The organism is Eubacterium sp. An3 (assembly GCF_002159465.1).
Taxonomy (GTDB): Bacteria; Bacillota; Clostridia; order Lachnospirales; family Lachnospiraceae; genus Anaerobutyricum; species Anaerobutyricum stercoris.
The window spans coordinates 37,120-60,979 of sequence record NZ_NFIR01000003.1; the positions used below are offsets into that span (position 1 = coordinate 37,120).

General features: G+C 46.7%; 25 protein-coding genes and 1 pseudogene. 9 read left to right on the top strand and 17 right to left on the bottom strand.

Annotated elements, in window-relative coordinates; translation table 11 throughout:
- Nucleotides 1–7 precede the first annotated feature (7 nt).
- On the top strand, nt 8–1,198 hold the full coding sequence (mtnA, locus tag B5F87_RS04455; protein ID WP_087277971.1) for an S-methyl-5-thioribose-1-phosphate isomerase: 1,191 nt from the start codon (nt 8–10) through the stop codon (nt 1,196–1,198).
- Between the two features lie 161 nt (nt 1,199–1,359).
- On the opposite strand, the gene B5F87_RS04460 is transcribed toward mtnA, so the two are convergent.
- Nucleotides 1,360–2,961 (bottom strand): RsmB/NOP family class I SAM-dependent RNA methyltransferase, encoded by a 1,602-nt coding sequence (locus B5F87_RS04460; protein ID WP_087277435.1) that lies wholly within the window; start codon nt 2,959–2,961, stop codon nt 1,360–1,362.
- The gene (locus B5F87_RS04465) at nt 2,958–3,377 is read right to left on the bottom strand and encodes a CBS domain-containing protein (RefSeq protein ID WP_087277438.1); all 420 of its coding nucleotides are present in this window, start codon (nt 3,375–3,377) and stop codon (nt 2,958–2,960) included. The genes B5F87_RS04460 and B5F87_RS04465 overlap by 4 nt, the downstream gene beginning before the upstream one ends.
- A 783-nt stretch (nt 3,378–4,160) precedes the next feature.
- On the opposite strand from B5F87_RS04465, the gene B5F87_RS04470 reads away from it, so the two are divergent.
- The gene (locus B5F87_RS04470) at nt 4,161–4,556 is read left to right on the top strand and encodes a DUF3783 domain-containing protein (protein ID WP_087277441.1); all 396 of its coding nucleotides are present in this window, start codon (nt 4,161–4,163) and stop codon (nt 4,554–4,556) included.
- A gap of 158 nt (nt 4,557–4,714) precedes the next feature.
- Here B5F87_RS04470 and B5F87_RS04475 read toward each other — a convergent pair whose 3' ends face one another.
- From B5F87_RS04475 to B5F87_RS04500, 7 genes and pseudogenes are all read right to left on the bottom strand, one after another.
- A complete protein-coding gene (locus B5F87_RS04475) occupies nt 4,715–5,947 on the bottom strand; it encodes a peptidyl-prolyl cis-trans isomerase (protein WP_087277444.1) in 1,233 nt (410 codons plus the stop codon).
- 158 nt (nt 5,948–6,105) lie between these two features.
- Entirely contained in the window at nt 6,106–9,624 is a 3,519-nt protein-coding gene (mfd, locus tag B5F87_RS04480; protein WP_087277447.1) for a transcription-repair coupling factor, read from the bottom strand.
- Between the two features lie 2 nt (nt 9,625–9,626).
- The gene (pth, locus tag B5F87_RS21360; protein ID WP_242964269.1) at nt 9,627–10,226 is read right to left on the bottom strand and encodes an aminoacyl-tRNA hydrolase; all 600 of its coding nucleotides are present in this window, start codon (nt 10,224–10,226) and stop codon (nt 9,627–9,629) included.
- A gap of 108 nt (nt 10,227–10,334) precedes the next feature.
- Nucleotides 10,335–11,420, bottom strand: a pseudogene (locus B5F87_RS21365) (CDP-glycerol glycerophosphotransferase family protein); the annotation flags it as partial.
- Nucleotides 11,421–11,648: 228 nt separating this feature from the next.
- On the bottom strand, nt 11,649–11,975 hold the full coding sequence (locus tag B5F87_RS04490) for a DUF3784 domain-containing protein (protein WP_087277454.1): 327 nt from the start codon (nt 11,973–11,975) through the stop codon (nt 11,649–11,651).
- A gap of 65 nt (nt 11,976–12,040) precedes the next feature.
- Nucleotides 12,041–12,505, bottom strand: coding sequence for a GNAT family N-acetyltransferase (locus B5F87_RS04495; protein WP_087277457.1), 465 nt, complete (start codon nt 12,503–12,505; stop codon nt 12,041–12,043).
- A gap of 26 nt (nt 12,506–12,531) precedes the next feature.
- Complete coding sequence (locus B5F87_RS04500) at nt 12,532–12,906, bottom strand: DUF3795 domain-containing protein (RefSeq protein WP_087277460.1); 375 nt, start codon at nt 12,904–12,906, stop codon at nt 12,532–12,534.
- Nucleotides 12,907–13,007: 101 nt separating this feature from the next.
- Here B5F87_RS04500 and B5F87_RS04505 point away from each other — a divergent pair, with 101 nt between their 5' ends.
- On the top strand, nt 13,008–13,280 hold the full coding sequence (locus B5F87_RS04505; RefSeq protein WP_087277463.1) for a type II toxin-antitoxin system RelB/DinJ family antitoxin: 273 nt from the start codon (nt 13,008–13,010) through the stop codon (nt 13,278–13,280).
- A complete protein-coding gene (locus tag B5F87_RS04510; RefSeq protein ID WP_087277466.1) occupies nt 13,281–13,559 on the top strand; it encodes a type II toxin-antitoxin system YafQ family toxin in 279 nt (92 codons plus the stop codon).
- 54 nt (nt 13,560–13,613) lie between these two features.
- On the opposite strand, the gene B5F87_RS04515 is transcribed toward B5F87_RS04510, so the two are convergent.
- The 8 genes from B5F87_RS04515 to B5F87_RS04550 all read right to left on the bottom strand — a co-directional run bounded on the left by B5F87_RS04515 (nt 13,614) and on the right by B5F87_RS04550 (nt 19,184).
- Nucleotides 13,614–14,051, bottom strand: coding sequence for a GNAT family N-acetyltransferase (locus tag B5F87_RS04515; RefSeq protein ID WP_087277469.1), 438 nt, complete (start codon nt 14,049–14,051; stop codon nt 13,614–13,616).
- A 61-nt stretch (nt 14,052–14,112) separates the two neighbouring features.
- On the bottom strand, nt 14,113–14,274 hold the full coding sequence (locus tag B5F87_RS04520; RefSeq protein WP_087277472.1) for a DUF6440 family protein: 162 nt from the start codon (nt 14,272–14,274) through the stop codon (nt 14,113–14,115).
- Between the two features lie 664 nt (nt 14,275–14,938).
- A complete protein-coding gene (locus tag B5F87_RS04525) occupies nt 14,939–16,396 on the bottom strand; it encodes an IS1182 family transposase (protein ID WP_087277475.1) in 1,458 nt (485 codons plus the stop codon).
- 161 nt (nt 16,397–16,557) lie between these two features.
- Entirely contained in the window at nt 16,558–17,073 is a 516-nt protein-coding gene (locus tag B5F87_RS04530; RefSeq protein ID WP_242964263.1) for a GNAT family N-acetyltransferase, read from the bottom strand.
- Between the two features lie 35 nt (nt 17,074–17,108).
- Nucleotides 17,109–17,528 (bottom strand): nuclear transport factor 2 family protein, encoded by a 420-nt coding sequence (locus tag B5F87_RS04535; RefSeq protein WP_087277478.1) that lies wholly within the window; start codon nt 17,526–17,528, stop codon nt 17,109–17,111.
- Complete coding sequence (locus tag B5F87_RS21670) at nt 17,521–18,393, bottom strand: GNAT family N-acetyltransferase (RefSeq protein WP_343215725.1); 873 nt, start codon at nt 18,391–18,393, stop codon at nt 17,521–17,523. Before B5F87_RS21670 ends, B5F87_RS04535 begins: the two co-directional genes overlap by 8 nt.
- A gap of 17 nt (nt 18,394–18,410) precedes the next feature.
- Entirely contained in the window at nt 18,411–18,785 is a 375-nt protein-coding gene (locus B5F87_RS04545) for an ACT domain-containing protein (protein WP_087277482.1), read from the bottom strand.
- Nucleotides 18,786–18,821: 36 nt separating this feature from the next.
- The gene (locus tag B5F87_RS04550) at nt 18,822–19,184 is read right to left on the bottom strand and encodes a DUF3784 domain-containing protein (protein WP_087277485.1); all 363 of its coding nucleotides are present in this window, start codon (nt 19,182–19,184) and stop codon (nt 18,822–18,824) included.
- Nucleotides 19,185–19,424: 240 nt separating this feature from the next.
- On the opposite strand from B5F87_RS04550, the gene B5F87_RS04555 reads away from it, so the two are divergent.
- The 5 genes from B5F87_RS04555 (at nt 19,425) to B5F87_RS04575 (ending at nt 23,854) form a co-directional block, all read left to right on the top strand.
- Nucleotides 19,425–20,006, top strand: coding sequence for a sigma-70 family RNA polymerase sigma factor (locus tag B5F87_RS04555; RefSeq protein WP_242964264.1), 582 nt, complete (start codon nt 19,425–19,427; stop codon nt 20,004–20,006).
- Nucleotides 19,993–20,349 carry a hypothetical protein gene (locus B5F87_RS04560; RefSeq protein ID WP_087277488.1) on the top strand — a complete coding sequence of 119 codons (357 nt, stop codon included), beginning with the start codon at nt 19,993–19,995 and terminating at the stop codon, nt 20,347–20,349. The genes B5F87_RS04555 and B5F87_RS04560 overlap by 14 nt, the downstream gene beginning before the upstream one ends.
- Nucleotides 20,333–20,962, top strand: a complete 630-nt coding sequence (locus tag B5F87_RS04565) for a hypothetical protein (RefSeq protein ID WP_087277491.1) — start codon at nt 20,333–20,335, stop codon at nt 20,960–20,962. The genes B5F87_RS04560 and B5F87_RS04565 overlap by 17 nt, the downstream gene beginning before the upstream one ends.
- Nucleotides 20,959–21,603, top strand: coding sequence for a PrsW family glutamic-type intramembrane protease (locus tag B5F87_RS04570; protein ID WP_087277494.1), 645 nt, complete (start codon nt 20,959–20,961; stop codon nt 21,601–21,603). The genes B5F87_RS04565 and B5F87_RS04570 overlap by 4 nt, the downstream gene beginning before the upstream one ends.
- 163 nt (nt 21,604–21,766) lie before the next feature.
- Nucleotides 21,767–23,854 (top strand): Ig-like domain-containing protein, encoded by a 2,088-nt coding sequence (locus B5F87_RS04575; protein ID WP_087277497.1) that lies wholly within the window; start codon nt 21,767–21,769, stop codon nt 23,852–23,854.
- Nucleotides 23,855–23,860 lie beyond the last annotated feature (6 nt).

Here is a 23,860-nt window from a genome sequence, read left to right on the forward strand (position 1 = left end):
CCGTGCCATGGAGCCGGACAATCCTCTCATCGGCCCGGAGAAAACCATTCTTGATTATGACACAGTGGCACTCGATGATAAAAAACACGCCCTTGTGATCATCGACCAGACCAAGCTGCCTTCCCGCATTGAGATTCTCTCGCTCACTGCTCAGAAGGATATCTGGGACGCCATCTACCTGTTGAAAGTGCGCGGCGCTCCTGCCATCGGCGTGGCTGCCGCCATCGGGGTGTACCTGGCGGCAAGAGAGATTGCGATTTCCATGGCAGAACAGAGCGGCGATTCCGCAGGGCAAGGGAAAACCACTCCGGATTACAATGAGTTCCTTCGCCGTTTCCGCGAGGCTTCTGAGTATCTGAATTCCTCCCGGCCGACGGCGGTCAATCTGTCCTGGGCGCTTCGTCGCATGGAAAATGTGGTGCTTGAGCACAAGGGCGCTTCTGTGCCGCAGATTATCGACGCTCTTCATGATGAAGCCTTAGCCATCCGCGAAGAGGACATTCTGGTCTGCCGGTCCATCGGCAAATACGGACTGTCTCTCGTGAAACCGGGCGACGGCCTGCTGACCCACTGCAACGCCGGACAGCTTGCCACGGTAAAATACGGCACCGCCACCGCCCCGATGTATCTGGGGCAGGAAAAGGGCTATAATTTCAAAGTATACTGTGATGAGACTCGTCCGCTGCTTCAGGGCGCAAGACTTACCAGTTTCGAGCTGTCAAGCGCCGGTCTGGACGTTACGCTGCTGTGCGATAACATGTCCGCCTCCCTTATGCGTGAAGGCAAGATTCAGGCTGTGTTCGTAGGATGCGATCGTGTGGCGGCCAACGGAGATACCGCCAACAAAATCGGTACTTCCATGGCGGCTCTCGCCGCTAAGCGATACAATGTACCGTTCTACGTGTGCGCGCCGACCTCCACCATCGATATGGACACCGCCACCGGCGACGATATTGTCATCGAACAGAGAAAACCGGAAGAGGTCACTGACATGTGGTACGAAAAGCCAATGGCCGCTCCCGGTGTAAAGGTTTACAATCCTGCTTTCGACGTGACCGACCACGATCTGATCACAGGCATTGTCACTGAATTTGGTATTGCATATCCGCCGTACAATGAATCATTTCAGGAGATATTTTTGAAAAAACAGATTCGGGATACTGTACAGCGGATGATGAAGGATATGGATATAAAATAAATGCGGCTCAACCGCCAAATGAATTAATGTTAATAAAAGAACGAACAGCCGACGCATATGCTGAAAACAGTTTTGCGCCGGCTGTTTTTATAAGCCACCTATTCTTATAAGACAGCTATTGTTATATTCGGAGAATCAAACCATCACGCGATAACTTTCAATTAATTCTTCCTCCAGCCCGCCGGGTATTTATTTTTCACGGTCTGCCCGGCCAGTTTGCCAAAGCCCAACGGATAACCGTCGGCAAGAATCAGATACCAGCCGTTCGGTAAGGCGGTCTGTGACGACTGTCGCTCTATCTGTTCTGCCGGTTCCTTTTGCCGGCCAAAGAATATTCCTGCCTGCTCCTCCGCACTCAGCTGGAAGCTCTCTCCCCGAAGGTAGCGCTGCAGCCGTTCGTCTTCGCCCGGGAAATTCAGGCAGCTGTCAAAAGTCTCCCGGGACAACGCAAGAGCAAAAGGCTGGGACGGCTCAAAGCGTTTTTTCTTCAAATCTCCCATATACAGGCCGTTTCTCAGGAAATGTATCCTGCCGCTCATGCGGTCAGCGCGGGTCTCCTCCGGCACATAGTAAATTTTATCACCGCGGATATCGATGCGTTCGCTTTGAATCGGCAGACAGACATGCGAGAAAAATTCGGCAAGAGCCTGGCGCTGTTCTTTATCAAGACCTCTGCAGGCATCCCACCAGTTTTTATTCTGATCATCCCGCTGATTCTGACGGGACGTTTTTTTGCGTTTTTTCTTATCTTTTTTACGTTTGCCGCAACTGTCCTCTTCCATCTGTGCATTTCCTGGCTGTACATTTTCTGACCACATATTATCTGAGCGGGCCTCTTCCTCTTCTTTTTTGCGCAGCAGAACCATAAAATGTCCTTCCCCCGCCATCTTGTGCGGGAAGATGCGGCGGCAGAGGTTGCAGCTTTCGTGGAAAGATTCGCCGTCAAAACTGGTAAGACCATGGGAAAATCCTTCGTAATCCTCCATGGGAATGACTTCCATTTCCGGTCTCTCCCGGAGCAAATGTGCGATAACCGACTCATTTTCCGCCGGAGAAAACGTACAGGTGGAATAAAGCATCTGACCGCCGGGACGGAGCATATCGGCGCCGTGAAGGATGATTTCCTTCTGCAGCCGGGAAAAATATTCCGGTCCCTTCTCCTGCCACGCGTCAATGACCGCCGGATTCTTCCGGAACATGCCCTCGCCGGAGCAGGGCGCATCCACCATGATTTTGTCAAAATATTCCGGATAGCGTTCCGCCATGACATAAGGCGGCTCATTGGTCACAAAGGCGTTGGAAATGCCGAACAGCTCCAGATTCCGCAGAAGCGCTTTTGCCCGCGCAGTGTTGATATCGTTAGCCACAAGAAGTCCTTCGCCTCTGAGCCGCGCTCCCAGAGCCGTCGCTTTGCCGCCGGGTGCGGCGCACAGGTCCAGCACCCGTTCTCCAGGCTGTACCGGAAGCCGGGAAGCCGGAGTCATGGCGCTCGGCTCCTGCAGGTAAAACAACCCCGCCGCATAAAACGGATGTCTGGCCGGAGCATCCTCTTCCTCATAAAAATATCCTTCCGGAATCCACGGGATTTTTCTCAAATGAAAAGGAGCAATTCTTTCGAATTCCTCCAGTTCCATTTTTGATGTGTTTACCCGCAGACCAAATTGTCTTCTTCCGTCAAATCCTTCCAAAAATGCGTCAAACTCTTCGCCGAGAAGCTGCCTCATCATCTCCAGAAAAGATTCCGGTAACTGCAATTGTGTCATTGGTTCTCTCCATTTTTGTTTTTCTTGCGTATCATCTCACTGATAATCTGTTTACGTGTGACAATTCCGATAAATACATTTCTTCCGTCCACCACCGGAACAAAGTTCTGATTCATAATATACTGTTCCAGCTCGGACATATTCGCATCAATACTCACTGCCTTATAATCCCATTTCTTCCGCAGAGACGCAACTCCCACTTTCCGCATGGCCTCCATATCCATATGATAGTCCTCAATGAGATTCCAGAGGAAATCCCCCTCTGTGACAGTTCCCACATAACGGCCTTCCTCATCGATGACCGGCACCGCCTGAAATCCGTTCTTATGTATGACCCGCAGCGCCCTGCCGACGGTATCCTCCTGCTCAATGTATGTCACTTCACTCTTCGGAAGAAGAAAAAAAGAAATATTCATGTCACCCTCCCTGCATTTCTTTTATTTTCTCATCATTGCCTTATCATACCACACTTGGCGGCTTTTAGGAGAAAAAATACAGAACCTTCATGAAATCTTCATATTTTTGTAAAATAGGGATTTGTCGAGGTGGAACTGTGGGGTTCAATAAAATCTGAGGATGTAGGAGCAGACGAGATTTGCGATGCTGTATACACTATAGAAAACGCAGGCGGGAAGCTCTTCTCCTCCACCTCGGCAGGCTGATCATGGGAGCACAAACGATACTATCCCCATGACGCCTGCGCTCACAGTCGTCGCCGACCTTTCCCGCTGTGCTTTTCTATTGAGATATGATGCCGCAAATCTCTGTCTTATTGCATCATTAAGATTGTGGCAAAACTCCCGTTCCATCTCGACGGCATCTGTACCATTGTGGCTGATTCCGGTTGTGTTTCCTGTGAACCCCCGGCATTTATACACATGATTATGTCGAGGTGATAAGAAGCAGGAAAGTTTACACAACACAGATGACATTTTGGACACAGACAGCTTTCGACCGCGAGCTGTGAACGAGGACTGTCATATTTCCTGAATAGATGTATCCTGTCGTTCAGACCGAGTGAGGGCCGAGTCGGGCGAACCTGTCTGTGGTCTTATGTCATCGTCTGTGTATCATTCCTTATCACCTCGACAAATCCCAATTGCTTTCTTTTCCCACCCCATGTTATAATTTTGAAAATGTCAGACTTATTTTTGTATGTTTTGTTCTGGCATAATTCATAATAGGAAAGGTTGCGTTTTATGAGAGAAACTGTTTTGTTATATAATATTGATGATAAAAAAGCCCGCAGTGCCATCCAGTTGATTGCCGTCCAGATGAAGGTTCGTGTCCGGGCGGTGTCTCCTTCTCAGTATCGTATGCCTCTGGGGCTGCTGGCGTTTGGTCAGGTGGACGACCAGAAGGAGTATCTTACGGAAGACTCTGCGGGTTTTGATGATGCCATGCTGGTGTTTGCCGGATTCTCCGGCGGAAGGCTTAATGAATTTCTGTCTCAGATGGCGAAAAAACGGGTGCCAAAAATTGATTTAAAGGCTTCTCTGACGGAACATAACGCTGTGTGGGATTCTGTTTCTCTTCACGATGAACTGGTAAAAGAGCATGCTTCCCTGCATGGCGATGTATCTGACAAAGCATAGTCTAATGTCAAATCCATTTTCCCGGAAATTCCAACAGGATTTCCTGGAAATGTGAAATAGAAAAACACCGGATACAACTCTTTCCAGAAGCTTGTATCCGGCATTTTATTTTCAAAAACTTTTTATACAGCCGACTATCACCGATTTACACGGCAGTTTTAATTACCGGCTGCAGTTGTTGCTGCCGCTGCGGTTGTGTCTGCCGCTCCGGCTTCGGTCGTCGCTGCCGCTGCGGTTGTGTCCGCCGCTCCGGCTTCGGTCGTTGCTGCTGCTGTGGTTGTATCAGATGCCGCGGTTGTATCTGCGGCACCGGCAGCTGTGGTCGACTCTGCGGCGGTGTCTTCGTGGAGGACAAGTTCTGCCCAGAGTTCCTGATTGACGTCTTCGTCGTAGTTCCATTCTTCTTCCAGATCCGCGGTCCATCCATCGTAAACTTCTGTGAATTTGGTCTGCTGGCGTTCGGCGATAATGGACTGGCGGTTGCTTTCTGTGGCGTCCGTGTCGGTGTAGGCATCCAGTCTGGCGATGACGTAACCGTTGTCGCATTCCTGTACTTCCTGGGTGATGTCGCCGTCGTTCATGGTGGCGAGCAGCTGTTCGAATTCTTCGCCTTCTTCGGATTCGCCTGCGGCGAAGGTTTCTGTGGTGTTGGTGTATTCCTGTTCTTCAGCCACATCGGCGATGTCGGTGCCTGCCTGTACTTTGGCAAGGGCGGACTGTGCAGTAGCGAGAACCTGCGCTTTTTCTTCGTCGCTCATGTCTACGGTGTTTCCTTCATCGTCTGTGGTTGTGGTGGCAAATACCACACGGGTGATGGTGGTTTCTCTTGCCTCATCGTCACTGACATTGGTGTCGGTGTCTTTTATCATGTATTCCTGCACTTTGGCTGCCAGTGCATTTTCTTCGTAGATCTCCACCATATCGTCTTCGGTAGCTCCGCACTCAGCGAGAATTGCAGCGCCGGATGTATCTTCCGCAAAAGCGGCGGCGTATTCCTCACACTGTGTCTGTTCATCTTCAGTCAAAGATGCTCCCGCCTCCTCGGCATGGTTATTGAGAACGATGATCTGTTTGATCCGGGCAATAATCTGCTCTTTCGCATAATCCTCAAATGTTGTTGTATTGCCTTCCTCATCCGTACCCATACTCATTGTCCAGAAATTCTCTCCAAAATAGGAAGAATAGGATGACTCATACTGGGCAGCAGTCATTTTACCGTATATCCACGCTTTTTTCAGCGTCACATCCACGCCGTCATAAGTGAACAACGTCTCATTTCCATTCTGGGTTACTTCCCCCTGTCCGCCGGATGTGCCGCAGCCGGTCATGGCGCCGACGGCCAAAACTGCTGTAAGAGCTGCTGCTGCCAGGCGTTTTGTATTGTGTTTCATTTTGTACCTCCTGCTTAGTTAATTCCTCTCTGTATTGTACAATATTTCTATATTATGGTCAAAATATATTTCTGACGCAGGCGCGGTCTGCATTTTTCCTGCACGTACATTTCCTCCGGCTGCTCTGACATCGCCAGACGCACCCATGGTACCGTCCTCTACCGCTCCAGCAGCCCGCTGATACGCTCGATGATATCTTTCACCCGCGGGAGCAGGTCTTTTTTCGGAATCTCGCCGGGGTCGTAGACGAAGACCGGGTTCACTTCCGGCCGGATGCGCATGCGTCCGCGGAAGGTCTTCAGGAAGTCGTCTATCTCGTCGACTTTTACTTTGGCGCGGGCGTTCATGATAAAGGAAATGGCGGTGCCTTTCTGCTCGATGGCTAGGATCCAGGCCCGGTGTGCCTGCTGTTTTACCAGAGCCACATCCATGAGCCGCAGGGTCGGCGCCGGCACGTCGCCGTAGCGGTCGGTGAGTTCCTCGGTCAGATCTTCATATTCTTCCTGATTCTCGATGACGGCGATTCGTTTGTAAAGCTCCAGCTTCTGACTTTCATTGCCCACGTAGGACGCCGAAATGTAGGCGTCGACGGATAAGTCCACGGTGGTCTCGAAGGTATCTTCCTCGTGCTTCTCGCCTTTCATCTCCATGACGGCTTCGTTTAACATTTTGCAGTAAAGGTCATAGCCCACGGCCTCCATGTGGCCGGACTGCTCCGCCCCCAGCAGATTGCCGGCGCCGCGGATCTCCAGATCCCGCATGGCGATCTTGAAGCCGCTGCCCAGATCGGTGAACTCCCGGATAGCTTTGAGACGTTTTTCCGCCTCTTCCTTTAAGATGGAGTTGCGCCGGTACATGAGGAAGGCGTAGGCCGTCCGGCTGGAACGCCCCACCCGTCCCCGGAGCTGATAAAGCTGGGACAGGCCAAAGTTCTGGGCGTCATGAATGATGATCGTGTTGGCATTGGAAATGTCCAGACCGGTCTCGATGATGGTGGTGGACACCAGCACGTCAATCTCTTTGTTGACGAAAGCAAACATAATCTGCTCCAGCTGCCGCTCTCCCATCTGCCCATGGGCAAATTCAACCACAGCCCCCGGCACCAGCTTCTGCACGTCGGCGGCCACGCTGTCAATATTATTGACGCGGTTGTACACGTAATACACCTGTCCGCCCCGGGCAATTTCCCGCTCGATGGCCTCCCTCACCAGTTCTTCGTTATATTCGAGGACGTAGGTCTGGATGGCCCTCCTGTCCACCGGCGGCATTTCCAGCACACTCATGTCCCGGATGCCCGCCAGGCTCATGTGAAGCGTCCGCGGAATCGGCGTCGCCGACAGAGCCAGCACATCCACATCTTTTTTCATCTGTTTGATTTTTTCCTTCTGTTTTACGCCGAACCGCTGCTCCTCGTCGATGATGAGGAGTCCCAGATTTTTGTACTGGATACTCTTGGAAAGCACCTTGTGGGTGCCGATCACAATATCCATGGTTCCCTTTTTCAACGCGTCCTGAATCTGCTTTGTCTCCTTTGGCGTACAGAAACGGGATAACATGCAGATTTTTATCGGATAATGCTTCATGCGCTCCACAAAAGAATTATAATGCTGCTGGGCAAGAATGGTTGTCGGCACCAGGTACACCACCTGTTTGCTCTCCATGACCGCCTTGAAAGCCGCCCGGATGGCGATTTCCGTCTTGCCGTAACCCACATCGCCGCAGATGAGCCGGTCCATGATTTTGTGACTCTCCATATCCCGCTTGGTGTCCTCGATGGCGGTAAGCTGGTCCTCGGTCTCCTCGTACGGAAACAGCTCTTCAAACTCCGTCTGCCAGACGGTATCCGGGCCGTAGGCGTAGCCTTCCCTGGCCTGCCGCTGGGCGTAAAGCTCCACCAGATCCCTGGCCGCAATCTGTACCTGAGAACGGACTCTCGACTTGGTTTTCTCCCACTCATTTCCTCCCAGCTTGTTAAGCTTCGGTTTCTTCGCCCCCACGCCGGCGTATTTCTGTATGATCTCCAGCTGAGACGCCGGGATAAACAGATTGCTGGAATCCTTGTATTCGATATTGATATAGTCTTTCGCCACGCCGTCGGTCTCAATCTGCTCCATACCCCGGTAAATGCCGAGGCCGTATTTCTCGTGAACCACATAATCCCCGATGGAAATATCGGCAAGGGAGCGGATTTTCTGGCCGCTGTACTGACTCTTTTTCTTCCGGCTCTTCTGTCTGCGCTCCTTGAAAATGTCCTTCTCCGACAGGACCACAAACTTGATGGCCGGGTATTCAAAACCACTGTTCAGCCGTCCGGTGGTGACCATCACCTCGCCCGGATGCATTTCCCGCTCATAGTCGTCGACAAAATAAGCCAGAAGTCCCTCCTCACGGATATCCTCCGCCAGTCTTCTGGCACGGGTGGCTGAGGCGGACATGAGCATGATCTCATATTTCTCCCTGCACCAGTGCTGCAGATCCTTGATGAGCTGGTCGAAGCTGTTATTGTACGAATAAATGGATTTGGCTTCTATATGCACTGACTCCTTCGGTTTGAACAGCTCATACTGCTGTATCATACCGGACAGCAGCAGCGTCGGGCGCTGCAGGATGCGGAAAACCGTCTCCTCACAGCCGTAAAGCAGATCTGCCTGGGACGGCAGTACGTAGCCGCCTTCCAGACGGCTCTGCATGGACAGGGAAAACTCCTGCTCATTGGTTCTGCCTTTCTCCTCCACCCGATGGGGCTCGTCAATGAAAATCATCGTATCTTCCGGCAGATAATCCAGAAACGACGCTGTTTTCTCATAAAAATACGACAGCAGAGTTTCACTTCCGGCTGCGGTGCCCAGGGAAGAGAGTTCATCTTCTGTCGCTTCAACCATTTTCCGAAGTCGTTCCTTTTCCTGACGTTTCTTCTCTTTTTTAAAAACTTCTGCCTGCCGGGTGTATTCCTCCTTCATCCGCCGGATGGCCTCCGGCATTCTGTCCTGAGGAAGAATCATTTCCGATGCCGGATAAATGCGCACCTCGTCCAGATTCTCGATGCTTCTCTGGCTCTCCACATCGAAGGAGCGCATGGAATCAATCTCATCGCCCCACAGCTCAATGCGGACAGGACTTTCCTCTGTCAGCGGGAAAATGTCCACAATGTCGCCCCGCACAGAAAACTCGCCCGGGCCTTCCACCAGTCCGCTGCTCTGGTATCCCATCTCCACCAGAGTCCTCCGGAGCTCATCGGTTTTTATGACCGAATCCAGGCCGATGGTCAGACTGGCTTCCTGAAACGCCTCCGGCGGAATCATTTTTTCCATGAGTACGTCAAAGCAGAGAACGATGGTCAGCGGCTCCCTCTCCGCCACACGTTTCAGCACCCGCATACGCTTCATGGCCGTATGGTTGCTGTGCACGTCCGCGCTGTAAAACAGAATATCCTTGGACGGATAGTGCATGGTGTTCCGGTCAAAAAAGCTCAGATCCTCGTACATTTCCCTGGCCTTTTCCTCTTTCCAGGTCACGACCAGACGGCAGGGCGCTTTTTCTCCCAGATTGGCGATAAAATGGCCTTTCTGGGAGTCCACACAGCCGGTAATCCCCACAGGATACCGGCCCTCTTTCTGATTTTTTTCTATTTCCCGATATTCACTCAGCCGCCGCAGCGGTTCCGCTAATACCCCCACAGTTACACCTCTTCATTTTTCTTTGCTCTCTTTTTCTTTCCCACACTGTAACGGTTCATGGCCTCGTCAATCTCGTCCATGGCGATGAGCTCCGCGGCCTTCACCACATTTTCCAGAGCCTCATCCAGCTTCTCCTTCTCTTCGCCGGAGAAATGCCCCAGCACATAGTCGGCCAGATCCTGCCCCGGATGTTTCTCTCCGCCGATGCCCACCCGGATGCGAGGAAATGTATCGCAGCCCAGATGGCTGATGATGCTCTTGATTCCATTATGCCCGCCGGCGCTGCCTTTCTTCCGGATGCGCAGCATGCCCGGGTCCAGACTGATATCATCATAGATAATGAGGATATCCTCCGGCTCCACCTTGTAAAAGTCCGCTGCCGCGCGGATGCTCTCCCCGCTCAGATTCATGTAAGTCAGGGGCTTCATGAGCAGCACCCGCTGACCCGCAATAAACCCGCTGCCGGTCATGGCTTTGTGTTTGTGCTGATTTACGGCGATGCCCAGCGCCTCGCTGAGCTTGTCGATGGCCATAAATCCCACGTTGTGTCTTGTTCCTTTATATTTATCGGTCGGGTTACCCAGACCTGCGATAATCTTCATATTTTGAATCTTTTCCTTTCGTTGATTTTCTTCATTGGCAAATGTGTCGGCTCCCTCCGGGGCAGCTTCCGCTCCCATGCATCCCGGCGGGAAGTAAAATTCCGCCACCCGGCGGGCGGACTGACTGTCAAAGTAGTCGTTGTGCAGTCTGGCGAAGGCCCGCACCTTCCCGATATCCCAGCTCTGCTGCCGGACACTGGCACACAGGTCGTCCATGGTCGTGAGGATTGGCCCCGGCGCAGTTTCTTCATAATCATAATAAAATCCCCGGTCCTGGTCAAGATACCATTTTTTATCGAAAGCATAAAGCAGGATAGGCCGCTCCAGCAGGGAATATTCCACCGCGATGGAAGAATAATCGGCGATGAGCAGATCCGTCGCCAGCAGAAGCTCCCGCACATCCGGCCAGCCGGTCAGATTCGGCACCTGTTCCGGCACCTTCGAGGACTGTATCTGCGGATGCAGACGAACGGCCAGACAGTATTCATCTCCGCACTCCCGCTCAAACCGTTCAAAATCAAAATGAGAGAGCAGCTCCCGGTCTCTCTGTTCATCGTCCCGGAAGGTCGGCGCATAGAGGGCCAGCTTCCGTCCTTTCAGCTGCGGGAACTGCTGCTCCAGATGCTCTCTTATGGCCTGCACATTATGTTTTCTGAAATAATAATCCGCCTGCGGACAGCCGATGGCCAGCACCTTGCCCTCCGGCACGCAGAACGCCTCCGCGTAATTCTCCCGGATATGTTCGGAGCTTGCGAGGATGTGCGTTACATTTTCATTGACCTGCTTCAGCTCGGCAAGAAGCTCCGGCTCCAGCTCGGTGGAACCGCCGAACTTCTTAAAGGAACCCATGCCGTGCCAGAGCTGCACCACCGTGGTCTCCGACGCGATATCCATGTACGCCATAGGCATGAAATTATCGTTGAGAAAAATGTGGGCGGAAGTCGCCATATAGTAAGCCTTTTTGGTAAAGAGCGCAAAAAGGCCCGGAAGATTCCGGAGGCTCACCTCATAATCCGAATGTCGGATGACATGAAAAGACAGGGGCAGCCCCCGTCTCTCACATTCCTTTTGTATATCAAACAAACTGCCGACGCCGCCGGTGTCCAGTTTCTCAATGAGGGTCACCCGGTTCTCCCTTACCTTCCAGTGGCGGAAAAAATTAAACGCCCGGGCGAAGATTTTATTTGTATTCATGATAGCTCTCTCTTTTCTTTATACTTATACGTCTGTATCTGGATTATTATACACTTCCCGGGAGATTCTCTCAATGAAAAAATAGGGATTTGTCGAGGTGATAAGGAATGATACACAGACGACGGCAGGACGGACATAAAAATTCAGCCGCCGACGCCCTCTGTTCAGACATTAGAGAGAAATTCCGCCGGATTGCCTGCTGCTTCCGCGATTGTACCGTTCAGAGCACTACTTCTTCTCCATGGATGTTCTTTTTATACACAACATTACAAAAAGAACGATCCACACGACCCACGCAGCCGTACATCCTACGCCGGGTTTAAAAAAGTCAATAGCTGCTCCGCATACAAAAGGAACCGCCATCCCCATCATTCTCTTTCCGTAAATGCGGCACATGGCATCTTCATCGAATTGCTTCCGTTCATTTTCGGGGCGCATATTATATCCAGTCAGGAGGTTACTTGCTCTGCCTTTGGAATTACAGAAGTATCGTCCCATAAAAAACATCAATAATGCCATGAACAAATCAAATATAATCACGAATATCTGAAACACCTTTTGCCTCCCGCTGCTTTCCGTCCTTTTGCCAAATCATTTGCTCAAAAATCATCCGTACTGCGTTATGATTCCGTCTTCTTTTCCATAACATCATAGCACAAAAAATCCTGATTTCCTGTGGGGACGATATGAAATGAAACATCTTTGTATCCTCTCTTGAGATATATCTTTTTGGCCGGAAGAGATGCGTCCAGTATGATGGTTGGAAATTTAGTCAGGATTCTGTGTTCTGCAAACTGAAGCATCTCTGTGCCATATCCTTTCCCCTGGCAGGAGGGCAGGACAAAAAGGCGGCATATTTCATTGGCTTTTATAGTGATGGTTCCAATGACTTTCTGCGAGACATTCAGACAGAGAAATACCCTGTTTGCTTTCACATCATTTAAAATATGCTCTTCGCTGTGGTGCTCCAGGAAGAATTTTACCGCTCCTTCCGGATAATAATGTGGATAAATCTCAGAGATTGTTCTTTCTGAAATGTATTTGATTGTATCTATATCTGATAAAACAGCCTGTCTTATGCTCATTTTTATCTCCACTTCCTAAATCCTGATTATTTATGCCCTGTTCTTATGTACTCTATCAATGTTTCCACATCATCAAAATCATCATAGTCGCCGTTTATGCCCTCCCGGTGATAAACCACTCCATTTTTCTCATTCCGTTCAAGGCAGTCCAGAAGTTCATCCTCACCATATCTTCTGGCGAACTCTGTAAAAGCATAGGGCTTGATCTTACCCAGCAATCCTTTTCTGCACGCTTCACCACATTCGTAGCAATGCGCAATATTTTTTGCGATGGAACATTTTCTGTTCTCACACCAGTCTTTATCTGGACATTCACCCGAATCACAGCCAGCGCAGGTTACATTTTCAGAACACAGGCCGCAGGCAAGTCCACATCTCGCGATTCCAAGTTCTCTCTTCATAGGGGTACCTCCAAAACTCCAACTTCACGTTGTAAATATTTTCATTTTAATTGACATTGTAAACCAAAATGCATATAATATAATTGAAAGGCGGTGATAACATGGCTAAAACACCTACTCAAATCAGAATTGATGCAGATATTAAACAACAAGCTACAGACCTTTTCAACAATCTCGGTCTGGATATGTCCAGCGCAGTTAATCTTTTTCTCCATCAGTGCGTCCTGAGAGGTGGGCTTCCTTTTACTGTAGAGATGCCTTCTTACAGCCAACACACACTTGATGCCATGGATGAAGCCAGACGCATTTCCCATGATCCTGACGTCAAGGGATATACCAGCATGGACGAACTGCGAAAGGCACTTGAAGAATAAATGTACACAGTAAAATTCACAACCGCTTACAAGAAAAGCTATAAGCTTATGAAGAAACGTGGTTTTGATCTTTCCCTTCTGGACAATGTTGTCGATGCACTCCGTCAGGGCAGACAACTTGATGCGAAATACCGTGATCACGAATTAAGCGGCAAATTCAAAGGTTTCCGAGAATGCCATATCAAACCGGACTGGCTTTTGGTTTATCTGATTGAAAATGATATTCTGACACTTACGCTCGTAGACACCGGGACACATTCGGATATTTTTAAGCTTTAACAATGAGACGGGAACTCTATCAAAGGGATTCCGTCTCATTTTGTATGACGACTGTTACTCCAGCCACTGAATAAATGCTGTTTTGTCCGTATTGTTATAACCGGCCTTTGCATAGAAGTTTAATGTACTTTGCTTTTTGGAACCTGTTAAGAGCATCATTTTATAACAGTTGTTTTCTATCGCAATCTGCTTTGCGTAGTTCAGACACTCCGTTGCATATCCTCGTCCCCTGTACTTCTCATGTGTAACTACATTTTCTACAAAGGCATATGGCCGGACATTTCTTGTGAGATTCGGGATAATCACGCACACACAGGAGGACACAAGGATTCCATTTACTTCATTTAAAATGATATGATGATTTCTGTCGCCCTGGATCGTCTCCCATGTTTCTCTCAGATTCTGCGAGTCTTCCGGAATCTTATCTTCATGCAAATGTAGATATAACTGAAGCAGATCATTCAAATCATTTTTCGTTGCTTCTCTCACCATCGTGTTTCACCTCGCTGAACAACAGCCTTTCGCACTTGCCGCCCTTCTCTATGTCTCCACGCTACGGCGTCACTACCGGCTTGCCATCTTTGTCAAGCAACGGCGTGAAGCCTGCCGCGTTTCCGTTTCTGTGGAATACATATTGTACGCCGGTTTCGGTGTCCAGCCAGATTTCAATTACATCAATGGTTCCCTGCTGATAAATCTTTTTAAAGCGTTCCATAATCTTCCTCCTTTTTTCACGAAATTTGTTTGCCAAATGTATAAAAGCCACCCTGTCTCTATATTTAGATATCCTCTTTTTCTGTCCTGCCCTAAATAATTATAACAAATGTTTATATTTGTCTTTTATTTTCAGTTTTCTATAACATCAGTATAACACAGGTCGCTGTCTTTAACTATCTAAACTCACTATTATCGGACAGCTATGTCCTCTGTGAGCAGCACTCCAATTTTTCCATTATAATAAATTTGAATTTTTCATTTTCAAAAAGGGAATACTTGAAATAAAAAAACGCTTATGCTATACTAGGTTCAGGCAAAATGACGAGAAATGCTCAATACAGCACGCAGAAAACCCGGAGATGGCGGTCTCCGGGTTTTCCTATTCCGTTTTGGCAAAGGTGGCTTATACCTTCGGCTGGCTACCGCCTAATCATCTCCGTCCAGCCGTTTGCAAATATAGTAGGCGACTATACCTGCCATAACAGAGATTAAAAATGACGAAAATATACCCAATACAGCTCACCCCCTTCCTCTACCCGGAGGGCACTGAAAAACATAGTCTTTGTAAATTTTATTTTCAACAATAAGAAATCTACCAGTCTCAAATCGAGTTTTGGTGGATTTTCTAAATTCTGTTTGAATGGATTATACGCTAAATCTGATTATTTTTTATCTATTAACTTTATGATCCTTTTAAGGTTTACTGCAAATATAGCCATTGCCCCCTGCATTTCCATGCCAATAAGACCTGACGATGACGCAACGTCATAACCATGTCTACGCTTCAATTCACTATTCTTGGCTTCTATTTTATATCGTTCTTTTGCCTTGCTTTTAAAATATTCCGTTTCCTGAAATTGTGCCTGTTCACTATGGCTGTCGCAGATAAGAGTTTCCGTATATTGTTTTGACTTTGCGCCTTCTTTATAACAGCCATCCCTATATGGACATCTTTTACATTTCTCAATATCGAAAAAGTATACGACTCTTGGATTTTTCCCCTCTGATTTCCTGCTGTCTTTTGCCTTTCGTATTGCCAGATGCCCAGCTTTACATTGGTACATGCCTGCATCTTTATTAAACTCAAATTCATCTGGCTTTGTACGATTCCCTTGGGTAACAATACTGTTTAATCGGGATATAAGTTCATAATCTCCATTTTTAGCTGCTTCTATATTTTCTTTGCTTGAATACGCTTTGTCTCCAATTACGGTTTTGATCTCCATCCCTGCTTCCCGGCTTTTCTGGATTAGCATCGGCAATTCTTTTCCGTCTGTTTTTTCTCCGCTGGTAACAGTTGCTGCCGTAATAATCCGTTCTTCTGTCATGGCAATATGAGTCTTATATCCAAAGAAAGATGTATCGGCTGTTTTATGACCGATTTTTGCATCGCCATCTTTTGAGGTTTCCAAATGTTCCATATCATCACTTACAGATTCTTCCAACAGATTTAATTTCTCCTGCACTTTTGGATAACTGCATAATTTTTCATTTCCCTTAATAACTGAGATAAGCTGATTACAGTATTCTAATTCTTTTTCTAAAGAATCTTCGGTGTTTTTATTGGGAAATTTATCTTTCATTGTTTCATCTATTTCATAGATGGTACGCCGCAGTTTCTTAGATTGATTCTGGAGCGCTTCACGCGGTGTTTTTTGGTTGTATCTTGATTTTGTATGCGTGGCATCCACAATGATAGATTTTGATTTTATGATCCCTTTATCCAATGCAATCTGGACCGTTTTTGCGATTAGCATATCTAAAAGGTTCATATCTTTTAAGCGCAGCTTGCGAAACTTAGTTAATGAACTAGGGTTAATGACTTCATCTTCCGGCGCCATGTCCAAAAAATATTTAAAAGACATATCATATTTAGAACGTTCCACAACATCAACATCTGATAGATCATAGATTGATTTTAGAAGCAGATACTTAAACATCCTGATAGGTGGAACTGCATTTCGTCCGTTATCCAGACAATATTTATCAAGGAGTTCATTATAAATAAAGCTAAAATCAACCAATTCTTTTATTTGCCGAAGAAGATTATCTTTTGGAATTACTAATTCGTATATTTCCATGTATGGACTCAGTATTAGTTTCTGCTGTTGTTCGATCATAAAAAACACCGCCTATATTTGATATACACATTGTACCAAATATAGGCGGTGTTATCTACTTTTTCAGTGCCCTCCTCTACCCGTCTAGGGGTGGTAGCCCTTAAATTATATCACAAAAATAAAAAATATCACAACAGAATTATTCTTGTTTCATTCAAAAATTATTTTTCCAACATTTTGTCTTCTTCGTCCTCAGCAGCATCAAGCCGCAATACCATAAACACATCGGCTCTGTCATTGGAATTATAACGCTCTGTCAGGACAAATCCTATTTTCTTATATAGAGAAATAGCTTCTCTGCTTGTGGATAATGTGTCCAGGTACATTTCTTTGTAGCCGCTGCTCCGTGCTTTGGATATTGCTGTTTTCAGCAGACGAAATCCTAGTTTTCTGCCGTGATATTGTTGTAAAAGATACAAAGATTTCAGTTCGCATTTGTCCTCATCTAATCTCTTTAGTGCAACGGTTCCAATTATATTTTCTCCGTCGAGCAGACACCAGAAATCTTCAAAGAAAGCCTCGATGTTTCCATACATTTTATGGCGCCCATGCAGTTCCAGCCTTCTTCCTGATTCGGGCAGACAGGTCCGCAGAAATATCAGCAGACTGTCATCGTATTCTTTTTTGTATTTTTGAATTTCGAACATTTCCTCTTTCTCATGGTTAAGTGTTTCCATGATTCAAGTTTTCCTTTCTAACCCGTCACAAAATTTTAAAACCAATTTATTTCTTCATCTGTGAATACAGGTTGTTCTCCATGTTCATATGGATTATAATTATGCCGGTTACATCCAAATTCTTTTAATGATTTTATTTTATTGTCTGCCGTCCATTCTACCAGAGATATCCCGTCAAATTCTTCTGTTCTGCCTTCGTTCATCTCATTCTTGAAATACCACTCTACAGCTGTTTGATCTCCTTTATGAAAAAACTGTTTGATTTCCCAGACAACAACTTTGCCGCGAGTATTCCATTCCTCAAACCAATGTTTTACGGCCTTTCGATTATTGTATTTTGGTCCCCAGCTTTCTGTGTAAATTACATTTTCTGTAAAAATATCGTCAATACCTGTGTCCCGCTGAACAAGCCACATATCAAACCATGAGCGGATAATTCTTTCTCTTTCATTCATAAACGCCCCTTCTCCGAGCTTCTCTGATTAATTTTGGTTGTATCAGAGGATATGTCCAATCATCGATTAAATGCTCGGTAATCAAAATTTTTTCTATCTCACTATGTATTGGTTCAAAAGAAAATATGTCGGCAGTGAAAAGCATTCCGAATGTTTCCTCGTCTGCCTTATCATTTACTCTTGTTTTCCCCGTAACCGAATATACGCAAACCGGTTCCATATGAAATTCTACCGCTCCTGTTTCTTCTTTCAGTTCTCTTTTGGCTGTGGTCAGAATATCCTCGTCTTTTTCCCTGTGCCCGCCAGGCAGTTCATAGGTGTCCCGTTCTTTATGTTTGCAAAATACCCATTTTCCATTGGTTTTTGCGATAATAACAGCGAATTGCAGCAGTCTGTCATCCACCTGATCATAAAATCTTACTTCCTGCCGCTCAAACTTCATAGGCGTATATCGCATACCGTCGGCCAGCTGCTCTGTGTCTAGATCAGAGAATCCCAGTTTATGGTAAACTGGCACGGCGTATGGTGAAGAGTTGACCGTGATTGTCTCCTGAGGGCTGTTTTTCAGAAAATGTTCCCATAATTTTCTGCCTATGCCCTTCCTGTGATCCTGCGCTTTCACAAAGAAACAGCAAATGTGTTTTCGGTTCTCGTTGGAGGCTATCACGCCTTTCAGCTCGTCTTTGTCATATGCGCCCCAGAACTCCAGCGTCTGAATGATCTCTTCGTTTTCGATGAAATCTTTAAAGGATTGTATGCCCTCTTCTGAGTAATCCGGAGCTTCAAACTGTAGAAATGTCGTCCATATGAGGGAAAGGGCGTCGGGTATCTGTGTATTATTTATCTTTTTGATATTTATTTCCATATAGTACCTTCGCTTTCTCAGTATAATTCTATGATTTTATAACCCGCCCGGCTGAGGGCATCCAGCGCTTTCTGATAGTTTTCTTCTTTTGTCAGTATGTAATCGGTGTTAAAGGTCGATATGACAAAGATTCCGATTTTGTTTTCTGCCAGTATTCGGGAAATGTCCGCCAGTATTCCGATGAGTGAAAAGTCCAGCACGCCCTGAATCCGAAACATTTTCCATCCGTCTTCCCGATCCGTCGTGTTGGCCGGCGCCTTGTCCGTCGGACACACCAGTGAATTTTCCTCGTCGGTTTTGCCTGTAAAGCAAAACTCTGTATGTTCGTCCACAAGTGAGTAATCCTCGACCTTGCACACAGAAAAAATACCGGGCAGTTTCTTGATTTCCATGGTCATCCCTCCTCTGTAAATGTACAATGTTCTTTTTTACCTCTCCGTATGACGTTTCCCGTCCTGTCTTCTTTTACAGATCGTATTGCCCAGGATTATCATAATGATGGCGTCCGCCAGAATGATCCCGGCGGCGATGTATACAAATTCCGCTGGCAGTACATTTTCAAAGAGACCTGTCACGACGAGCAGCAGGGTAATGACCGTCATCCCTATTCCGAATACTCTGCATAATTTTTTCGTGTTATATTTTGCTTTTTCTTCTTTGGAGGCTGTGTTATAGCCCGCGATCAGCCAGCTTCCGCGGCCGGACAGAAAAAGAACGGACAAAGCGGCAAAAAGAATAATCACAACCCACAGGACCCAGTCCGGGCCGTTTGAAATATCAGATAATTTCATCTGGCAGAACCTCCCTCCATCGGTTTTATTTTAGATATTATACAATATAGTTTTTACAATATTCAATCGGTATCGTGCTTATTTTAGCATTCAGGATGATTCCCATATATGGTTGAAAAAATACCGATCTTCATATAGAATATGTACTATAGCCTTGTGACACATAATAATTAGGGCAAAGACATTTTTCTTTTTGTTCTGCTCATTTTATGACATGATTTTTTGAAAGGCGGTATAATCTTGAAAGAGTATTTTTCCGAACAAGAGGCAGCAATCATAACTGACGAAGAATATTACCGCCGCTATCTGAATGGCGATGAAGAATGCCTTGATGCATTAATGAAGCGTCATGAGACTTCACTGATCTTATACATAACTGGCTATTTACATGATATCCACGCGGCGGAAGATCTGATGATCGATGTTTTCACTTATCTGTTTACCAAAAAGCCGTGCATTCAGGATGGAAAGCTGAAATCTTATCTCTATAAAACTGCCCGGCATATGGCGCTTCGTCATAAACATAAATGGAACTCTTGTTTCAGTCTGGATATTCTGGAAGAAGAACCCGAAAGTAAAGTATTGGTAGAAGAAATTGTCATAACTGCAGAAAAACATCACATTCTGCGTTTGTGCATGGAACAGTTGAATCCCGTTTACCGTGAAGCGCTTTACCTGATTTATTTTGAAGATATGACTTACCAGGAGGCGGGAACAGTCATGAGAAAGAGCATTAAGCAGATCACAAACATCGTATATCGTGGAAAACAAACTTTACGAAAACTTTTAGAGAAGGAGGGCATTTCTGATGCGCAGTCATGAAGAACGGGTTGCCGCTGTCAGACAGCGAATCATAGAAGCAGAACATCAAAAGAAGCTGCATCACAGTCAGATCATCACTGCCTGCTCTGCGGCAGCCTGCCTTATATTAATCATCACTTTATCTGTTCTTATGCCCGGCGTTATTTCGCAGATTACCACAGACAATTACACCGGTTTCGCATCAACGGCAAGTATATTCAGCAGCAGCGAATCTATTGGTTATATCATAATCGGCGTGCTTTCTTTTTTACTGGGCGTATGCGTCACAATCCTGTGTTTCCGCCTCAGCAGATCTCAGCAGAACAATAAAAAAGAGGAAAACAACAATGCCGGAAATCATTGATAATTTATCTCAACTTTTCGTTATGCTACTGGGCTGTATCTTCTCAGGCATATTCTATCTAAAAGACCGGAAGCAGCCTTACTTCATCCTATTCTGTTTTTACGGCTGCTTTGCCCTTGCCGGACTATACTGGCTGCTCTATGCGATTTTGATCACTGATACATCACCCATATTCTATGTATCGGATATTGGCTGGATTGCAGGATTTCTCTTTTTGCTCCTTCTCCAGGATTCCCTTACTCTAACGGAAGAGCGATCTTTTCAATGCTGGAGCATGTGGCTTGCCCCACTGACCGTCGTACCGCTGACCATTTATTATATGAGTATTGGAAATGCCGTTTATAATCTGGTTACCGGCTGTATGATGCTGCTATTTCTGAGACGCTCTCTGCGCGGATTTATCTTTTGGAAACAGCAGCCGGGGCAGAACCGAAAACAAATCTTTTTTCATCTTACCGCCATTATTTTTGTGATTCTGGAAAACTGTCTGTGGCTCTCCAGTTATCCATGGCTGGGTGACGGGTGGACAAACCCTTACTTCTGGATTGATTTTGCCGTTACTGCCACTCTTTTTTCTTTCTTAATTTCTGTAAAAAAGGCGGTGAATCCATGATCGATATTAATAATGTTTTTGTCTGCATTGCCGCACCTTTGCTGGCAGCTTCTTTCTGTCTGGGAAAAAAATATTTTCATCCTGTTTTTTTTATGCTCACAGGAATGGGCGTGTGCCTTCTTTCGGCCTATATCAATACTTTTATCGCCGCCCTTTACCAGACCACTGCCTTTCACGCCGCCACAGAAATCTCTCCGGTCATTGAGGAAGTGATGAAGCTTCTGCCGCTGCTCTTTTATCTTTTAATCTTTGAACCGGAACCAGAGCATATTAAGCCTTCCATACTGAGCATCGCCGCCGGTTTTGCCACCTTTGAAAATATCTGTTATCTGGTACAAAACGGTGCGACGAATTTTGGTTTTCTTTTAATCCGCGGCTTTGGCACCGGAGCCATGCATATTCTCTGCGGCGCTGTCATCGGATACGGGCTTATCTATGTATGGCGGAGAACCTGGCTGAAACTGGCCGGAACATTCGGTCTGCTCGGGGTGTGTATCGTTTTCCACGGAATCTATAATCTGCTCATCGCCTACGGCGGCAGAATACAGTACATCGCCTATCTTCTGCCCATGGTCATCATTATACTGAGCGTTTCGACCGGAAAAATGTTACTTCCCCATCTGCATTCAGACAAATACTGATTTCCTACTGAGCTGTCGTAAGGCAGCTCTTTTTTTGCATGATTCTTTCTTCTGCAAATTTTTTGAAAAATCCCATTTTTCAGGTGAGAGTTTTTCGTAAATTTTGTACCTGTATAAGTAGAAGGTCTTTTTGTCAAAAAATGCAAAAAAAGGAGGGAAAAGTATGACGAAACGACTATTGACCGCATGTGTATGCATATGCATGCTGCTCACGCTGCTGCCGGCAACAGTCCTCGCGGCAAATCCAACTTATTACGGCATTTTCATAGCCGGAACGGAAATCACCGATGAAAACTGCAGCAACATTACAAACGAATTCATCAAAGAAGGCCGGGTATCCTATGACCCGGTCACGGAAACACTGACCCTGGATAACGCCACCATCGAATGTTCTGAAGAATACGGTGCCATCATTGCAATTCGTTTTTTCAAGGGGGACAATCTTACTATCCGGCTGATTGGCGACAATACGTTAACTGCTCACGGTAAGAATTACAGATGTATTTACGGCTCAGTGTCCGATGTTACAATTCAGGGAACGAAAGAAGATTCCCTTACTCTGGAAAGTGATGGAGACAGCTTGCAAGTAGATCAAAACAATCTCACCATTGACGGCTGTACCATCAATGTAACCTCACACAATTGGGGCGGCATTCAGGCGTGGGGAGGTACTCTGTCCATACAAAATGGCGCTGATATTACTGTGAACAGCTATGAACTCTCCCTCGTTGGCGAGAATGGTATTACCATTACCGACAGTACCGCAGACGCCGTCGCCAGCGGAGAGGAATGCAACACCATAAACAGCAATTCCGGCAACATAACAATCCGTAATTCCACCGTCAGGGCCATCGGAACCTCTGAACTGGCTTATCCTGCTGTTTATGCCTGGGAGGGTATCACTGTTGAAAATAACAGCACTGTCACAGCAGAAAGTTCTGGTATGCGGGGCATTTTTACTGATGGCAGCATGACCGTGAGCGGCAGCACCATAATGGCGACCGGCACCACTTATGAAGGACTGGTGGCAGTGGAATCTTTGACTGTCGACCATTCCAACCTGACGGCTTCCGGCAAACCTGATGGTCAAACACCTGCTATCATTACAAACTGTCTGAATATTACCGCTTCCGATATGACTGCCAAAGGCGGCGTACAATTACGGGATTTGTCCGGCGTCGCAGCAATAGAAAGATCTTTCACCATCACTCCTGATGACGGAACACTGGCAGAATTCAAAGTGGACGACTCCAACTGGGACGGTTCCGCCGCTGTACATTTCACAGAAGGTGCAGCATCTCCTTACGACGCCGCTGTCACTTTCAATGAGAATGAAATGAACCAGCTTACCGCCTACCGTTACGTTCACATTGGACAACATATCCATGCAGGCGGAACCGCCACCTGCCACGATAAAGCGATTTGTTCTGACTGCGGCCGGGCATACGGCGATGTTGATCCTGACAACCATGTTTGGGAGGACCATTTTACCGTGGATAAGGAGCCTACCTACACGGAAGAGGGAAGGCAGTCCATCCACTGCAAATATTGCGACGCCACAAAGGACAGCCAGGCAATCAGACCTCTGGAAGATAAAACGCCGGATTCCGCACCAGCGGATACTGCTATCTCAGCAGCGGAAAAAGAAAGAAACGCCATAACGCTTAACCGGAAAACAAACACTGCATTTAAAAACAAAAACCTGAAAGTGACCTGGCCAAAAATCAAGGGAGCCGACGGCTATGATATCTATGTGTCAGTCTGCGGAAAGAAATTTAAAGGCGTAACCGCATCTGTGACCGGAAATCAAAACAGGTCTGTGATGCGGGCAACGATCAAAAAAGTGGCCGGAAAGAAATTTAAGAAAAACAAAACTTATAAAATCCGGATACGGGCTTACCGCATAAACGGTGACCAAAAGGAATACATCGCCGATGGAAGGACCTTACATGTGGTATCTGACAAGAACCCTGTATATACTAACGCAAAGAAAGTGCAGGTCAGCAAGAAGAAGTATTCCATAAAGGTTGGAAAAACAGCAAAAATCCAGGCATCTGTCATCAAGCAGGGCAGGAACAAACGACTGCTTCCGGCAGGTCATGGCCCACAGCTTTCTTACATAAGCAGTGATAAAACAATTGCGACAGTATCCAAAAACGGAAAAATCACCGCGAAAAACAAGGGTAAATGCACCATCTATGTGCAGGCCCTCAATGGACGGTCTAAACAGATTACCGTAAGGGTGCGATAAAAAAAA